15 protein-coding genes are annotated in these 15,136 nt (G+C 34.0%); 6 read left to right on the top strand and 9 right to left on the bottom strand.

All coding sequences use genetic code 11. The features are described 5' to 3' along the window. Nucleotides 1-9 precede the first annotated feature (9 nt). Together nadE and DMB65_RS08975 are read left to right on the top strand one after the other, a co-directional pair. On the top strand, nt 10-816 hold the full coding sequence (gene nadE, locus DMB65_RS08980) for an NAD(+) synthase (protein WP_110306315.1): 807 nt from the start codon (nt 10-12) through the stop codon (nt 814-816). Between the two features lie 92 nt (nt 817-908). Continuing rightward, complete coding sequence (locus DMB65_RS08975) at nt 909-1,538, top strand: response regulator transcription factor (RefSeq protein WP_007810686.1); 630 nt, start codon at nt 909-911, stop codon at nt 1,536-1,538. Between the two features lie 73 nt (nt 1,539-1,611). Here DMB65_RS08975 and dnaG read toward each other — a convergent pair whose 3' ends face one another. The 6 genes from dnaG to rlmN form a co-directional block, all read right to left on the bottom strand. Continuing rightward, on the bottom strand, nt 1,612-3,642 hold the full coding sequence (gene dnaG / locus DMB65_RS08970) for a DNA primase (protein WP_110306442.1): 2,031 nt from the start codon (nt 3,640-3,642) through the stop codon (nt 1,612-1,614). Between the two features lie 128 nt (nt 3,643-3,770). Continuing rightward, entirely contained in the window at nt 3,771-4,820 is a 1,050-nt protein-coding gene (locus DMB65_RS08965; protein ID WP_110306314.1) for a hypothetical protein, read from the bottom strand. Between the two features lie 116 nt (nt 4,821-4,936). After that, entirely contained in the window at nt 4,937-5,662 is a 726-nt protein-coding gene (locus DMB65_RS08960) for a hypothetical protein (protein ID WP_110306313.1), read from the bottom strand. Next, entirely contained in the window at nt 5,649-6,209 is a 561-nt protein-coding gene (locus DMB65_RS08955; protein WP_110306312.1) for an RNA polymerase sigma factor, read from the bottom strand. The genes DMB65_RS08960 and DMB65_RS08955 overlap by 14 nt, the downstream gene beginning before the upstream one ends. 178 nt (nt 6,210-6,387) lie before the next feature. Further along, entirely contained in the window at nt 6,388-7,365 is a 978-nt protein-coding gene (locus DMB65_RS08950) for a polyprenyl synthetase family protein (RefSeq protein WP_110306311.1), read from the bottom strand. Nucleotides 7,366-7,442: 77 nt separating this feature from the next. Then, a complete protein-coding gene (gene rlmN / locus DMB65_RS08945; protein ID WP_110306310.1) occupies nt 7,443-8,486 on the bottom strand; it encodes a 23S rRNA (adenine(2503)-C(2))-methyltransferase RlmN in 1,044 nt (347 codons plus the stop codon). Between the two features lie 421 nt (nt 8,487-8,907). Here rlmN and DMB65_RS08940 point away from each other — a divergent pair, with 421 nt between their 5' ends. The 4 genes from DMB65_RS08940 to DMB65_RS08925 all read left to right on the top strand — a co-directional run bounded on the left by DMB65_RS08940 (nt 8,908) and on the right by DMB65_RS08925 (nt 11,715). Then, on the top strand, nt 8,908-9,504 hold the full coding sequence (locus DMB65_RS08940; protein WP_110306309.1) for a YceI family protein: 597 nt from the start codon (nt 8,908-8,910) through the stop codon (nt 9,502-9,504). Nucleotides 9,505-9,800: 296 nt separating this feature from the next. Further along, nucleotides 9,801-10,154 (top strand): hypothetical protein, encoded by a 354-nt coding sequence (locus tag DMB65_RS08935; protein WP_110306308.1) that lies wholly within the window; start codon nt 9,801-9,803, stop codon nt 10,152-10,154. Between the two features lie 111 nt (nt 10,155-10,265). After that, nucleotides 10,266-10,907 carry an O-methyltransferase gene (locus DMB65_RS08930; protein ID WP_110306307.1) on the top strand — a complete coding sequence of 214 codons (642 nt, stop codon included), beginning with the start codon at nt 10,266-10,268 and terminating at the stop codon, nt 10,905-10,907. 85 nt (nt 10,908-10,992) lie between these two features. Next, the gene (locus tag DMB65_RS08925) at nt 10,993-11,715 is read left to right on the top strand and encodes a phytanoyl-CoA dioxygenase family protein (protein WP_110306306.1); all 723 of its coding nucleotides are present in this window, start codon (nt 10,993-10,995) and stop codon (nt 11,713-11,715) included. 135 nt (nt 11,716-11,850) lie between these two features. On the opposite strand, the gene DMB65_RS08920 is transcribed toward DMB65_RS08925, so the two are convergent. From DMB65_RS08920 to DMB65_RS08910, 3 genes are all read right to left on the bottom strand, one after another. Then, nucleotides 11,851-12,414 (bottom strand): phosphatase PAP2 family protein, encoded by a 564-nt coding sequence (locus tag DMB65_RS08920; protein WP_110306305.1) that lies wholly within the window; start codon nt 12,412-12,414, stop codon nt 11,851-11,853. 1 nt (nt 12,415) lies between these two features. After that, complete coding sequence (locus tag DMB65_RS08915; RefSeq protein WP_110306304.1) at nt 12,416-12,763, bottom strand: Sec-independent protein translocase subunit TatA/TatB; 348 nt, start codon at nt 12,761-12,763, stop codon at nt 12,416-12,418. A gap of 104 nt (nt 12,764-12,867) precedes the next feature. Next, on the bottom strand, nt 12,868-15,111 hold the full coding sequence (locus DMB65_RS08910) for a M1 family metallopeptidase (protein ID WP_110306303.1): 2,244 nt from the start codon (nt 15,109-15,111) through the stop codon (nt 12,868-12,870). Nucleotides 15,112-15,136: the final 25 nt, after the last annotated feature.

Raw genomic sequence — 15,136 nt, 5'->3', positions numbered from 1 at the left:
TGAATTATTATGGCTAAAAAAAGCACTATTCAAACAGAAAAAGTAAATGCCCACATTGTAGAGTGGTTGAAAAATTATGCTAACAATGCAAAAGTGAATGGTTTTGTAATTGGAATTTCCGGTGGAGTTGATTCTGCTGTCACATCAACATTATGTGCTCAGACAGGATTAAAAGTCCTGTGTGTTGAAATGCCTATTCATCAGGCACCAAATCAGGTTTTGAGAGGAAAGGAACATATTGAACAACTAAAAAAACGGTTTCCTAATGTTTCATCTGTTGAAACAGATTTAACCGCAACTTTTGAAGCATTTAAAAGTGCAGTTCCTGTTACTGAAGACGAAACGAAAGTAAATTTATCATTAGCCAATACACGTGCACGCATCAGAATGACTTCTTTATATTATTTAGCCGGAATTCATGGCCTTTTAGTTGCAGGCACAGGTAACAAAGTAGAAGATTTTGGTGTTGGTTTTTACACTAAATATGGAGACGGTGGTGTTGATTTGAGTCCAATTGCCGATTTAATGAAGTCTGATGTTTATGCTCTTGGGGAATTTTTAACAATTCCTGCCTCAATTTTAACAGCCGCCCCTACAGATGGTTTGTTTGGAGACAACAGAACAGACGAAGACCAATTGGGCGCAAGTTATGACGAACTGGAATGGGCAATGCTCGCCGAAGAAGCAGGAAATACAGCTACTGACTATAACGGAAGAGAAAAAATTGTCTTTGAAATCTATAAGCGTCTAAACACCAATAACAAGCATAAAATGGAAGAGATACCTGTGTGTATGATACCAAAAACGTTAAAATAAAAATTTTTAACATTTGTCAGCGATAAACTACAGAATTTATTTATTAATTTTACAGCTCCAAAAACAATGTACAATTCTAAAAAGGTAAAATTATGATTAAAGTATGTCTAGCAGACAACCACCCTGTGACTCACTTTGGCGTTAAGTCGTATTTTAAAGACCATGACCAAATTTCAATTGTCGCCAATGTAGGTAATTTTTCAATGGTAAGAGACATTCTCCAAACGAAGGAGATTGACATTCTAATTCTGGATTTGGAATTAGAAGGTCTTTCAAGCATCTTTGAAGTAAAGTCAATCCTGAAAAATTTCCCAAAAACGAAAATTGTAATCTTTAGCGATCTGGCCGAGCAAATGTATGCTCCTAATGCAATCAAAGCGGGTGTTTCCGGGTACGTACACAAAACGGAAAAACTTGAAACACTGGGTGTTTCAATTATTAAGGTACACGAAGGAAAAGTTATTATTAACGAAACTGTACGTAAAAACATGGCACTTATTGCTAAACAAAGCAAAAGTGAACGTTTGTACAGAAAACTTTCCAATCGTGAAATTGAAGTTTTACGTTACTTAAGTGACGGTAAGAAAAACAATGAAATTTCTAAAATTTTAAACCTGAACGAAAAAACAATTAGTACTTATAAACTAAGACTATTGACTAAATTGAATGTTACCAATTTAGTTGATTTAGTAAATAAGGCTAAGACTTTAGAAATTATTTAAACAAAATGACTGATTTACTTTAGTAAATCATCAAAACGTAAAGCTCTATATTAAAAAAAATATAGAGCTTTTTTTATGAATGATAAGGAACGATAACCCTTCCCAATTTTTTCGAAAAATTATTAAGGAGTTTAGAATAATCTACAACCATGGATAATATTTCTGAATTATCTTCCTGCGGATCGTTTAATAAAGTGTTTTTTAATTCATGAATAATTTTAGAAATTAAATACCACCGCATTGAAAAAATAGTATCGGAAACATTCTGCTCTATGGTTGCATTTTTATGCTTTGGAAAAATGTTTTGTCCTTCCCAGTTATGAATGGTCAGCCTTTCATCTTCCATTAAAATATTGGTTACTTCCTGAGCAAATTCCGGCTGCAGGTGCATCAGATATTTATCTAAACTAAAGGTTTCGTTCTGATTATAAAAATCAATTATATCATTAAAAATGCTTTGAAATAATTGATTTGACAATTCTACTTCATCTTCTTGTAAGCTGAGGTAAACTTTCTCATAAACCCTATACTGTCTTTTTTCTGTAACCTCTTTTACATTTCCTTCTTCATCGGCCTTTAAGAAAACGTCTTCAAAATTTTCGGTAACGCTTCCATAGAGTAATAGAATTTCAATGATTTTTCTTTCCAGACCGTACAAAATATCTGTTTTTTCAGATGGTTGTTGCGTATCTCCGGGATAAGTTGGGTCATCATAATATCTGGGATCATCCGGCGAATAATTATTTCTATGAACTTCAAATGCCTTTTGCTCTTGTTTTTGCTTTTTACCGGCTTCTGCAATCTCTTTTTGTGTTAGCTGTGCGAGTGTACTTACCAGTACCTGCTCAGAAATATCCATGATTCTGGCACACTCCTGTACATATACTTCACGCTGAATTCGATCTGGAATTTTAGAAATACTAGTAACCATATCCCGAATCAAATCGGCTTTTTTTATAGGATCATTTTTTGCTTCGCCCATTAAAATTGAAGCTTTAAACTGGATAAAATCTTTACTGTTTTGCTCCAGATACGCAACTAAATCTTCATAAGAATTTTTTCTGGCAAAACTGTCGGGATCTTCTCCGTCCGGAAATGCACAAACCCTAACATTCATTCCTTCTTCAAGAATCAAATCAATCCCCCGGATTGCAGCACGGAGTCCTGCAGCATCTCCATCAAAAAGTACGGTGATGTTTCGGGTAAGCCTGTTAATTAAACGAATCTGATCTGGTGTTAAGGCAGTTCCGGAAGAGGCCACGACATTCTCAATTCCGGACTGATGAAACTGGATAACATCTGTATAACCTTCGACCAAATAACAATTATTTTGTTTTGCGATGGATTGTTTGGCCTGAAAAATCCCGTAAAGGACTTTACTTTTATGGTAAATATCACTTTCAGGAGAATTCAGGTATTTTGCTGCTTTTTTATCATTCGTTAAAATACGCCCTCCGAATCCCAAAATACGTCCAGACATACTTTGAATTGGAAACATTACACGCCCTTTAAAACGGTCAAAAGGCCGGTCTTCTCTTGGAATTGTCAAACCGGTACTTTCCAGAAATTCCAGTTTATAGCCTTTCCCTAAAGCTTCTTTGGTTAAAGCATCCCAGGTTTCCGGAGAATATCCCAAACTAAATTTTTTAATCGTTTCATTTGTAAAACCTCTTTCCTTAAAATACGAAAGCCCTATGGCTTTTCCCTCTTCTGAATTTAAAAGAACATCATTAAAATATTTGGCAGCAAATTCTGAAACCAGATACATACTTTCGCGAACATCCGTGATGGCCTTTTCAGCATCTGTCTGTTCGGTTTCTTCAATTTCAATATTGTATTTTTTGGCCAGATAGCGAATGGCTTCGGGATAGGTAAATTGTGAATGTTCCATCAGGAATTTTACAGAATTCCCGCCTTTTCCTGTACTAAAATCTTTCCATATCCCTTTTGCAGGTGATACCATGAACGATGGAGAACGTTCATCAGAGAATGGACTCAGGCCTTTAAAGTTACTTCCGGCACGTTTTAAATTGACAAAATCACCAATAACCTCCTCTACACGAGCAGTTTCAAAAACAGTATCTATCGTATTTTGTGAAATCAAAATGTAAAATATTTTTAAAGTTGAAAGCCTGTAAAAGTACACAAATCCTATTTTAAAATTGAATGATTTAGTATAAAAAAAGCACCTCTTTCGAAGCGCTTTCTACGAACTATAACCAAATTGTATTCTTAATTAAAATCAAATCTTAAGCCTAATGAAATGTTATTCTCTTTAATTAAATTATCCTGAAATAATGGATTTAAATCGTATTTCATATACAAACTCAATTCTTTGTAACCGATATAGGAACTTAACCCGTAAATAAAATTATTTACATTATAATCACCCTTTATTGTTGATTTGTATTTCAAGTCATCTTCCTCAAATTTTAATATTTGTTTTGATTTTACATTGATTCCTGTATACCCTCCAACTCCAAAACGGAAACTTTTATGTGTTCTGAAATAAGTATTACCATTTCTTTCTTTAGGCTTGCTAAAATCAAACTCTAAATGAACTGGCAACACCAGATATACATTTCTAAAACGTGATTCTTTTAAATTTACAGGGTTTATTTCAAGATTGGTCTGATCTCCATTAACCACAAAACTCCTGTTATCTGTAGGACGAATGTTATTGTACATTAAAGAAAGTCCGTATTTTGCATGCAGGAGATTGTCGTTTTTCATTAATCGGGAATTATATGTAAAACCCCATTCGTAAAAATGTGACCCTTTAAAATTATAATTCGAATCCTGTAATTTGCCATCGGCCATTGTGTTATTTAACCCCATTGCAAAAACAAATTGTGAAGTTGTTCTTTTTTCGCTATAAATAGAATCTTTGTGTTTATTATTGCCCCAATTTTTCTCATCCCAATGAAAAACTAATCTGTGCTTTTTGGCAGAGTCCTGCTCTTGTATTTTTCCGTCTACTTTTTGTTGTACTAAATCGTTTAATTCGTTTTGAGCCAGCGTTACTTTTTCTTCGATGATTACTGCCCTTGCCTCTGCCAATTCTTTTTTACGTTTGTCGGCTTGTTCCTGGCTGATTTTGCCTTCAGAAAGCTGTACATTAATAGTTTCAACTTCTTCTTTCAGCTTTTCTTTCTCTTCCTTAGTAACTTTTTCGATTTTATTTGCAATTTGTTTTGCTTTAGATTCAAAAGTTTCCTGTCCCAATACTTTGCTGACAAATAAGAAGACCAGAATAACGAGATAAATGGTAAAATTTTTCATAATTGATTTTTTAAAATTGATTGATTGATGATTATATTCTTTATTATTGCTATTAATTATAACACTGTTGACATTGTTATTGATATTGATATTGTAATTGACATTGTATTTTGAAATTATTCCTGCTGATTTCGATTAGCGACAGCAACTTTTACGGTTTGATAGTTTTTATTGACTCTTGCAATTACTTTTTCCCGAAACGAAAGCTCGAGTTCGCCATCGACCTGATTCAGTAAATTGTTGGCATTGACTTTTATTTTCGTTTTTGGCTTAGCCGAATTTTCGGCTATAACCTTATGATCAGCCGTTTCTAATAACTGGTCAACATTTGAGTTTTTCGTGTTTTCGGCAACTACAGTTTGATTGTTGATTGATTGTTTTTCCTGATTTTTTTTGATGATGACTGAAGACTCCGCTATTTGATTGTTTCCATTTTTAATAGTTTTATTTGATTTTTGAATTAATTTTTTTTCTTCTTCTTTAATTGAATTTCCTCTGTTTTGACTTGATTCTTTTTCCGAAGTCACGATTTGGTTTTCAATTGGATCTGTTGTTATACGATTTTGGTTTTCTACCGAATCTTTTTGAACATGTTCTTTAATAACAACAGTCTTTTTAGGCATTTCAATTGTACTATTCTTTTGATTGAAAAAGAAGGTTCCAATCAATAAAAATGCAGCAAAACTGGCTGCGATATACAACCATTTATTTTTCTTTTTAGGCTTCTTTTCCTCTGCAATACACAACATGGCATCCAATCGGCCCCAGACTTTATCACTTGGTTCAATTTTGCGTTGATTTAGTTTTTCACGGAAATCCTTTTCAAAATTATTCGGTTCCATTATCTTGTTTTTTTAAAATAGTAATTTGTGTTTGCAGCATCTTTCTGGCGTGCGATAATTGCGATTTTGATGTTCCTTCATTAATCCCAAGCATCTTCGCAATTTCATTGTGTTTATAACCTTCAATTGCATATAAATTGAAAACCATTTTGTACCCGTCCGGCAAAGTATCAATCAAATATTGTATCTGATCAACAGTAAACTGACTGTCGATTTCGTTGAAACTTTCTTCAACAAAAAATTCATCCTCAGCAAATTTTACTTTTTTCTGAACTCGCAAATAAGAGATACATTCGTTCACCATAATTCGGCGAATCCATCCTTCAAAACTTCCTTTCTGTTCAAACTTGTTTAAATTGGTAAACACTTTCATAAAAGCCGTAATCATTACATCTTCTGCCAACTGAATGTCCTTTATATATTGTCGGCATACACTTAACATCTTTGAAGAAAACCGACTATAAATCTGCTGTTGTGCTTGTCGATTATTTTCGACAGCCAGCTTTATGATTTTAGCTTCTTCGTGATATAACTGAATAATTTTCATTAATAAGCTTTTCGGTTTTGGTTTAGAAACAGACTTCTATTAGCATAGACGATTATCGTTTCGAAATGGTTGCATGAGAGTGTGATTTTTTTCCAAAAAAAAAAAAGAAATTGATTTACAGTCAAATAAAACCAATTATCTGATTAAATAAATTTTCTAATTATCTTAATTTACAAAACTATTTCTTTCTCTCAATAACGTAGTTCACCATCAGAGTCAAAGCATCTTTATATTCAGAATCTTCGATGTTTTGAAGTAATGAAAGCGCTTCCTGCTGGAATTCAACCATTTTGTTTTCGGCGTAAGCCAGACCATTTTTGTTTTTTACAAAAGCAATCACTTCTTTTACGCGTTTTTTGTCTTTGTTGTGGTTTTTGATGGAGTTTATCAGCCACTTTTTTTCCTGCGGGGTACAGGTATTTAACACATGAATTAAAGGCAAAGTCATTTTTTGTTCCTTAATATCGATTCCGGTTGGTTTACCGATGGCTTCTTCGCTATAATCAAACAAGTCGTCTTTAATTTGAAAAGCCATTCCGATTAATTCACCAAACTTGCGCATGTTCTCGACCTGAAGATCGTCTTCAATTACTGATTTGGCGCCAAGTGCACAACAGGCAGCAATAAGTGTAGCTGTTTTTTTACGGATGATTTCGTAATATACATCTTCGGTAATATCAAGTCTTCGGGCTTTTTCTATTTGAAGTAATTCGCCTTCACTCATTTCTCGAACGGCAACAGAAATAATTTTAAGTAAATCAAAATCGCCATTATCAATTGAAAGCAAAAGTCCTTTTGAAAGCAAATAATCCCCAACCAAAACGGCAATTTTATTTTTCCAAAGTGCATTGATGGAGAAAAAGCCACGACGGCGATTACTGTCATCTACCACGTCATCGTGAACTAAAGTTGCGGTATGAATCAGCTCAATAACAGAAGCACCACGATAGGTTCGTTCATTGACAAAACCTCCGGAAACCATTTTCGCAGTCAGAAAAACAAACATCGGACGCATCTGTTTCCCCTTACGATTTACAATATAATAGGTGATACGGTTTAGCAATGCAACTTTTGAAGTCATCGATTCATGAAACTTTTTTTCGAAAAGTTCCATTTCATGAAAAATAGGCTGTTTTATTTGAGAAGTAATATTCATTTTCGGCTTCAAATATACTACTTTGAAAATAAAATCCGGCACACGAAAACTACTTTTGAAGGCTTTTTATAGAAGATTTAACCTTCTTTATTCGCCAGTTGACCACAAGCAGCATCAATATCTTTACCGCGGCTTCGGCGTACCTTTACCACTACTCCAATATTTTCTAATGCTTTTATATAAGTCATAATAGATTCTTCAGAAGCCTGTTGAAACTCGCCATCATCGATAGGATTGTATTCGATTAAATTGACTTTGCAAGGCACATATTTACAGAATTTAACCAAAGCATCTACAGAAGCTTTATCATCATTAATTCCTTTCCAGACCACATATTCGTAAGAGATTTTGCTCTTTGTTTTTCTGTACCAGTATTCCAAAGCTTCACGTAAATCTTTTAAAGGAAAATTTTTACTAAAAGGCATGATTCGCGCACGAACTTCATCAATAGCCGAATGTAATGAAACTGCCAATTTGAATTTCACATCATCATCTGCCATTTTTTTAATCATTTTTGGAATTCCTGAAGTGGAAACCATGATTCGTTTTGGCGACATTCCTAAACCCTCAGATGAAGTTATCATATCGATGGCTTTAATGACATTATTATAATTCATCAAAGGTTCTCCCATTCCCATAAAAACAATATTCGAAAGCGGATGATTGTGATACAAACGACTTTCTTTATCAATAGCGATAACCTGATCGTAAATTTCGCCCGGTTCCAGATTTCGCATTCTTTTTAATCTGGCTGTTGCGCAAAAATTGCAATCCAGACTGCAGCCAACCTGACTCGAAACACAGGCTGTTGTTCTGGTGTCAGTAGGAATTAAAACAGATTCTACAACCAGACCATCATGCAAACGAACAGCATTTTTGACCGTTCCGTCAGTACTTCGCTGCATGGTATCAACCTTAATATGATTGATTACAAAGTTATTTTCCAACATTGCCCTTGTAGGTTTTGCAACATTGGTCATATCATCAAAACTATGTGCTCCCTTGCTCCATAACCACTCATAAACCTGATTTCCACGAAAGGCTTTGTCATTATTGGCGACAAAAAACTCCCGTAACTGATCTTTTGATAAGGCTCTTATGTCTTTTTTCTCAATTTGCATGGTGCAAATTTAATCACTTTTGTCCTTTTTTAATACTTTCTAAAGTCATTCTTACCGAAAAAGCACATTTTTTTAAGTTATTTTAGGAAAATCTCAATTATTAAACCGAAATAAAACTTTATAAAAAGTAAAAAAACTTCTTATACCGCAATTAGTTTTAAACGCACAAATAATTTAAAATCAAATAAATGTAAAGTCCAAAAGGTGTTACCAAAGTTTGTTTAAGCAAAAAACATCACGCCTACTTACTAGTATAGTTCTTTAAAATAATTTTGACTATGATTTTTATCATTAAATCTGCTCTGTATTCGCAATAAATTTGGTACAGGAATTAAGGGAATTAATTATTTAATAGAAAGGTTATCCGACTATCAAAAACATCAGTCCCTAATCAAATGATTAACGAAATAAATCAATAAAAATGAAAACTCTCAAATCTTTTTTTTTAACAGTTATCTGTTTAGGAATTACACTTTACACCAATGGTCAAAAAAATTATACAGTTAATACAAAATCTAAATTTGAAGTTGCAGGAACTTCTACAGTACACGATTGGGTAATGAAATCTACAGACGGAAGCGGCACAGCCAACTTAACGGTTAAGGACTCAAAACTAACTGACATAAATAGCTTAACAGTTATATTACCTGCAGAGAGCTTAAAAAGCGGCAAAGAAAGTATGGACGATGTAGCTTACGAAGCTCTGGACACAAAAACATACAAAAACATTAAATATGTTTTAAAATCTGCTGATAAAATAAACGAAACAACCTGGAACTTAACCGGAATATATACTATTTCTGGTGTGAGCAAAGAATACAGAACACAAATTAGTGTGACGGCTGTTAACGGAAATTTTGTTTTAAGAGGCTCTAACCAAATCACTTTTAATGATTTTGGAATTTCTCCCCCAACAGCAGCACTTGGAGTAGTAAGAACCGGAAAAGATCTGACTATCCTTTTTAATATTACTTTAAATGATTATACTCAAAGTGAAAATGTTTTAGTAATCAAATAATCCTGATTGAAGTAAAACATATTTAACACTTTCAAAAATGAACGGAGTTGGAGTCCTTTTTATAAAGTACTTCGACTCCGTTTTACTTTTCAGTTCTTTTACCAAAACCAATGGGCAAAATATTTTTGCTAAAAATTCCAGCATCCTGCTAAAAAATATTTTTTTTGGCACGGGAATTGTCTTGCTATCAAATAGAAAATAATCTTGCAAAGAGCGCTTAATTTTAAAATTTGTACTATTATTTTTTCAGCATTTTAACCTTTATATTTTAATCAATTTTAAAAAATTAATCCATCATGAAAAAACAAATTTTAAGTTTGGCAGTTATCGCTTTATTAGCATTCGGTGTTCAGTCTTGTGAAGACAAAAAGGCTACTAAACCTGAAGACGAATTAACACTAGGAAACAAAGTAGATTCATTGACAACAGATCTTGAAGAAGTAAAAGATACTGCCGTTGTTAAAGCACAAAATGCAGCTGAAAAAGCAAAAGAAGCTGCTGAAGAAGCAAAAGAAAAAACAAAACAGACTGTAGAGGAAGTAAAAGATGCTACTAAAAAAGGGGCTGAAAAAGTAGAAGCTGCTGCTAAAGCTGCTAAAGACGGAACAGTAAAAACGGCTAAAGAAGTAAATGAAGCATTGAAAAAATAATTTCACCAAAATTCAAAATCAAACCATTCGCGAGAACGAATGGTTTTTTTATGCAAAAAAGTTACCCGGTATTTTTTGTATTTTTGCACTTCAATTTTAGAAAACCATTATATGCATTTTATATCACAGGAATTAGAAGATTATATCGAACAGCATTCTGAAAAAGAACCGGAGTTGTTAGCTAAATTAAATAAAGAAACCTACCAGAAAATCCTTTTGCCCAGAATGCTGAGCGGACATTTCCAGGGTCGTGTTTTAAGCATGTTGTCTAAATTGATCCGACCGGTGAATATTTTGGAAATTGGAACTTATACTGGTTATGCTGCTTTGTGTTTATGCGAAGGAATGCAGGAAAGCGGGCAATTGCATACTATTGATATTAAAGAGGAATTAGTTGATTTCCAACGTAAGTATTTTGATGCTTCTCTATGGGGACCACAGATTTTTCAGCATTTAGGTGAAGCAATCGATATTATTCCGACTCTGGACGTAAAATTTGATTTGGTTTTTATTGATGCCGATAAAGAAAACTATATCAATTACTGGGAAATGATTGTTCCTAAAATGAATAAGGGCGGAGTCATTTTGTCTGATAATGTGTTGTGGAGCGGAAAAATCCTGGAACCGGTTCATCCGAACGATGTTAGTACCAAAGTGCTTTTAGAATACAATTTACTTTTAAAAAATGATCCTAGAGTAGAAACGGTTTTGCTGCCTATTCGTGATGGGTTGACGGTGAGCAGGATTTTATAATATCGTTTTTTTTGGCTAAAGCCATTTTTACTTTATTATCAATTTACCTGCAGCAAAAGCAGAACGCTATTTAAAAATACCAATAATGAGTTACGAGCGCCAAATAAATTCTAAAGGTTATACAATCATAAATCAGGTTTACAACGAAAGCGAAATTGATAACTTAATTTCTCTGATTGAAAACAGAACCAAAAATAATCCTGAAAATGCAACTTTTAGAAAATCCCAGGATTTGTTTGCCATCAGACAATTTCACAAAGAGGTTCCGGAAACTTTGGATTTTATTTTTAACCAAAGTTTAAAAGGTATTATTGAAAACACTTTTGGAAAAGGATATTTTATAACCAAATCCATCTATTTTGACAAGCCCGAGAAATCAAATTGGTTTGTGGCTTATCATCAGGATCTGACTATTTCTGTCGATAAGAGAATCGAGATTGACAATTTTGAAAACTGGACAGTAAAACAAAATCAGTTTGCGGTTCAGCCTCCTGCAGCAATTCTTGAAGATAATTTCACTATCAGAATTCATATTGACAAAACTACAAAAGATAATGGCGCCTTGAAGGTGATTAATAATTCGCATTCAAAAGGAATTCTAAGAATTGAAAACCTGGATTTTGAAAACGAAAAAGAAACGATTTGTGAAGTTGAAAAAGGCGGTATTATGATTATGAAACCTTTATTATTTCATGCTTCCAATAAAACTACAAATAATGAAAGGCGAAGGGTCATTCATATTGAATTTAGCAGACAGGAACTACCAGATGGATTGGAATGGAGTGAGAAAACGATTCTTTTGAACTAATATTTTCTTTTGAAAACACTTGCCCTAGCCCGGATGGAAGCGGCATCCTTTTTATTTTTCCTTTAAAAATAAAAAGATATAGCGGACAGCCGGAAACAGCTCCTTCCTTCGACTACGCTCAGGATGACAAAAGTATTATCCCGGAAAGTATTTTGGTTTTAAATTTTGATAGATTTTGAACATCAAAAATCCGAAAATAACACCGAAGAAATAACCTGTGAAGATGTCTCCCGGGTAATGTAAACCTAAATAGATACGGCTATAGGCGAAGATTAAAGGCCATAAAAACAAGAATCCTAAATACTTGAAATGGCGTTTTAAAACGAGGTATAAAAAGGTGGCAACAGCCATTGTATTGGCCGCATGCCCTGAGAAAAAGCTGTATGATTTTCGAGATTGTACTACCCTTATAATCGTATTGATTTCTGGATTGTTACAAGGACGTAAACGCTGAAAAGTATTTTTAAAAAAATTAGTTGCCTGATCCGTAAAAGCAAGTAAAACAGCTATAAAAAGCAATAAATACAAGGTTTGTTTTCCTCCTATTTTTTTATATATAAGATAAAACATTAATAAAAAAAGAGGTGTCCAGTAAACTTGTTTTGTAATAATGAGCCAAAGCGGGTCGAATGTTTCAGAACCTAAACTATTCAGGTAAACCAGCAAATTGGAGTCTAATTCTTGTATTTTTTCAAGCATATTATATTTGGCGTTTTACAGGTCCTGAAATGGAATCAATATCTTCTTTTACTTTTTCAATTTCTGAGGCAGTATCCCCCAGTAAATTAGTAGTTTCTCCTAATAAACCTGACTTGGCATCATTTATTTGAGCATTGATGTTCCCTGTTATATCTGTAAACGATTTGGAGTCAAGACCATTTGCCTCGGCTCCTTTTTGGATTTCACTTTTAATATCGTTCGTTGCATTCTTTAGCTGCGCCATAGCTTTACCCATTGTTCGGGCAATTTCAGGCACTTTATCTGAACCAAAAAGCATTAGCACTATAAATAGTATGAAAACTAATTCTCCTCCTCCTATACCAAACATATCTTTTATTTTTGTGTCACAAAGATATTAAATTTTGCAACTGTGCGTTTTAAAATTAACTTAAAAAAAGAAAGACTCTTTTCTGAGTCTTTCCTGTATCATCTTTAATCAAATTTTGACTTTTGTTCTGTTTTTGGCCAGGAATTATTTCCTGTATCAATATCGGCAGTCATTAATTTTGGATCTATCTGAATGCTTTTGATTGCTTTTTCTGTTGCATAAACCTTTTTGGCTGTATCATTGTTTTTTCTCCAGATTTGTGCAGGATACTGATAGTTGTCTTTTGTACCATCTTCATAAGTGATTTCAACAAGAATTGGCATAATCATTCCGCCCGGCTTATTAAATTCGACTTCATAAAAATATTTAGGCGATCTTAAACTTGCTTTTTCTTCTGCAGTAAAAGTTTGGTTTATATAATCCGAGAGTGCTTTGAAATCTTCAACTTTTAAAGGTTTTTTATTCGAGTCATTTACTTCTGTATTATCACCTGCAACCAAATAGACAAAAGGCCCTTTTTCATAACCGAAGCGTCCTTTTCTAACTTTAACATCTTTGATATCAGTAGTGGCGGTTTCAGAAACATAATATTGTTTTACCTCTTTAATTCCGATGTCTACAAAATCAGTTGAGTAAAACCATCCTCTCCAGAACCAGTCCAGATCTACAGCAGATGCGTCTTCCATCGTTCTGAAAAAATCTTCCGGGGTTGGATGTTTGAACTTCCATCTGTTTGCGTATGTTTTAAAAGCATAATCAAACAATTCTCTTCCCATCACTACTTCTCTCAGAATATTAAGTCCTGTAGCCGGTTTTCCGTAAGCGTTATTTCCAAATTGATGAATCGTTTCAGAATTTGACATAATAGGCTCCAAAAACTTCTGGTCTCCGCTCATATAAGGAACGATGTTTTTTGCAGGGCCACGTCTTGAAGGGAATTTCGGATCTAATTCCTGTTCAGCCAAATACTCCAAAAACGAATTTAACCCTTCGTCCATCCAGGTCCATTGGCGCTCATCCGAATTTACAATCATTGGAAAGAAAGTATGACCAACTTCATGAATTACGACACCAATCATTCCGTTTTTAACTTCTTTGCTTGTGACTCCATTTTCATCAGGACGACCAAAATTCCAGCAAATCATCGGATATTCCATGCCCTGATCTTCTGCTGAAACGGATACCGCCTTTGGATACGGATAATCAAATGTGTGCGAAGAATAGCTTTTTAGAGTATGTGCTACAGTCATGGTTGAAGTTTCTCCCCAAAGCGGATTTGCTTCTTTTGGGTAAACGGATTCTGCCATTACGATTTTTCCACCTAATTTCACAGCCATTGCATCGTAAATAAATTTTCTTGACGAAGCAATTCCAAAATCACGTACATTTTTCGCACTGAATTTCCATGTTTTTTTCTTTTCAGAAAATCCTTTTTCAGCAACTTCAGCTTCAGCTTGCGTTACAATTACGACTGGTTTATCAAATGACTTTTGAGCCTGTTCATAACGTTTTACCTGTTCTGCAGTAAAAACTTCACTTCTGTTTATTAATTCTCCCGTTGCATCAATAACGTGATCGGCAGGAACCGTAATGTTTACATCAAAATTCCCGAAAGGCAAGGCAAATTCCCCACTTCCCCAGAACTGCATATTCTGCCAGCCTTCCACATCGTTATAAACTGCCATTCTAGGATAAAACTGAGCAATTACGTATAATTTATTTCCATCTTTTTCGAACAGTTCATATCCGGAACGCCCTCCTTCTTTCCTGTAATTATTGATATTATACCACCATTTTACAGAAAATGAAATCTTTTCTCCAGGCTTTAATGGTTTATCCAAATTAATACGCATCATCGTTTCGTTGATGGTATAAGACATGGGATTTCCTTTAGGATCTTTTACATGTTCAATATTAAAACCACGTTCTAAATCCTTCTTTAAATATTTACTTGAAAATCCTTCCAGAGGCAATACCTGATTAATTTTTTCTCCTTCTGCTAAAGTAGACTGCGTGTTGGCTTTGGCCTGATTTTGATCTAGCTGTATCCATAAATACTCTAAACTGTCCGGTGAATTATTTGAATAGGTAATGGTTTCAGATCCACTTAATTTTGAGTTTTTATCATCAAGTTCAATATCAATCTTATAATCTGCCTGCTGTTGATAATAGGCAGGACCGGGAGCTCCTGATGCTGTACGAAACATATTTGGAGTAGCCATCAAATCATACATTTGACTAAACTTGTTCGTATCATACTTTCCCTGTTGTTTTGGTGTAACAGTTGTATTTTTTTCCTGGGCAAATAACACCGCAGGAAAAAGCAATAGTAATGAAAGTCTTCTCATAAATATTTATTGGATTTTTTTGATG

The organism is Flavobacterium cheongpyeongense, assembly GCF_003202435.1.
GTDB lineage: Bacteria > Bacteroidota > Bacteroidia > Flavobacteriales > Flavobacteriaceae > Flavobacterium > Flavobacterium cheongpyeongense.
Note: the sequence above shows the minus strand (reverse complement) of the source record. Positions and strands in the feature narration are given on the sequence as shown.

What these genes read in the sequence shown, in the direction of transcription:
- nadE (WP_110306315.1), top strand. Translation starts at nt 10, where the DNA reads ATGGCTAAAAAAAGCACTATTCAAACAGAAAAAGTAAATGCCCACATT.
- DMB65_RS08975 (WP_007810686.1), top strand. Translation starts at nt 909, where the DNA reads ATGATTAAAGTATGTCTAGCAGACAACCACCCTGTGACTCACTTTGGC.
- DMB65_RS08965 (WP_110306314.1), bottom strand. Translation starts at nt 4,820, where the DNA reads ATGAAAAATTTTACCATTTATCTCGTTATTCTGGTCTTCTTATTTGTC.
- DMB65_RS08960 (WP_110306313.1), bottom strand. Translation starts at nt 5,662, where the DNA reads ATGGAACCGAATAATTTTGAAAAGGATTTCCGTGAAAAACTAAATCAA.
- DMB65_RS08955 (WP_110306312.1), bottom strand. Translation starts at nt 6,209, where the DNA reads ATGAAAATTATTCAGTTATATCACGAAGAAGCTAAAATCATAAAGCTG.
- DMB65_RS08950 (WP_110306311.1), bottom strand. Translation starts at nt 7,365, where the DNA reads ATGAATATTACTTCTCAAATAAAACAGCCTATTTTTCATGAAATGGAA.
- rlmN (WP_110306310.1), bottom strand. Translation starts at nt 8,486, where the DNA reads ATGCAAATTGAGAAAAAAGACATAAGAGCCTTATCAAAAGATCAGTTA.
- DMB65_RS08940 (WP_110306309.1), top strand. Translation starts at nt 8,908, where the DNA reads ATGAAAACTCTCAAATCTTTTTTTTTAACAGTTATCTGTTTAGGAATT.
- DMB65_RS08935 (WP_110306308.1), top strand. Translation starts at nt 9,801, where the DNA reads ATGAAAAAACAAATTTTAAGTTTGGCAGTTATCGCTTTATTAGCATTC.
- DMB65_RS08930 (WP_110306307.1), top strand. Translation starts at nt 10,266, where the DNA reads ATGCATTTTATATCACAGGAATTAGAAGATTATATCGAACAGCATTCT.
- DMB65_RS08925 (WP_110306306.1), top strand. Translation starts at nt 10,993, where the DNA reads ATGAGTTACGAGCGCCAAATAAATTCTAAAGGTTATACAATCATAAAT.
- DMB65_RS08920 (WP_110306305.1), bottom strand. Translation starts at nt 12,414, where the DNA reads ATGCTTGAAAAAATACAAGAATTAGACTCCAATTTGCTGGTTTACCTG.
- DMB65_RS08915 (WP_110306304.1), bottom strand. Translation starts at nt 12,763, where the DNA reads ATGTTTGGTATAGGAGGAGGAGAATTAGTTTTCATACTATTTATAGTG.
- DMB65_RS08910 (WP_110306303.1), bottom strand. Translation starts at nt 15,111, where the DNA reads ATGAGAAGACTTTCATTACTATTGCTTTTTCCTGCGGTGTTATTTGCC.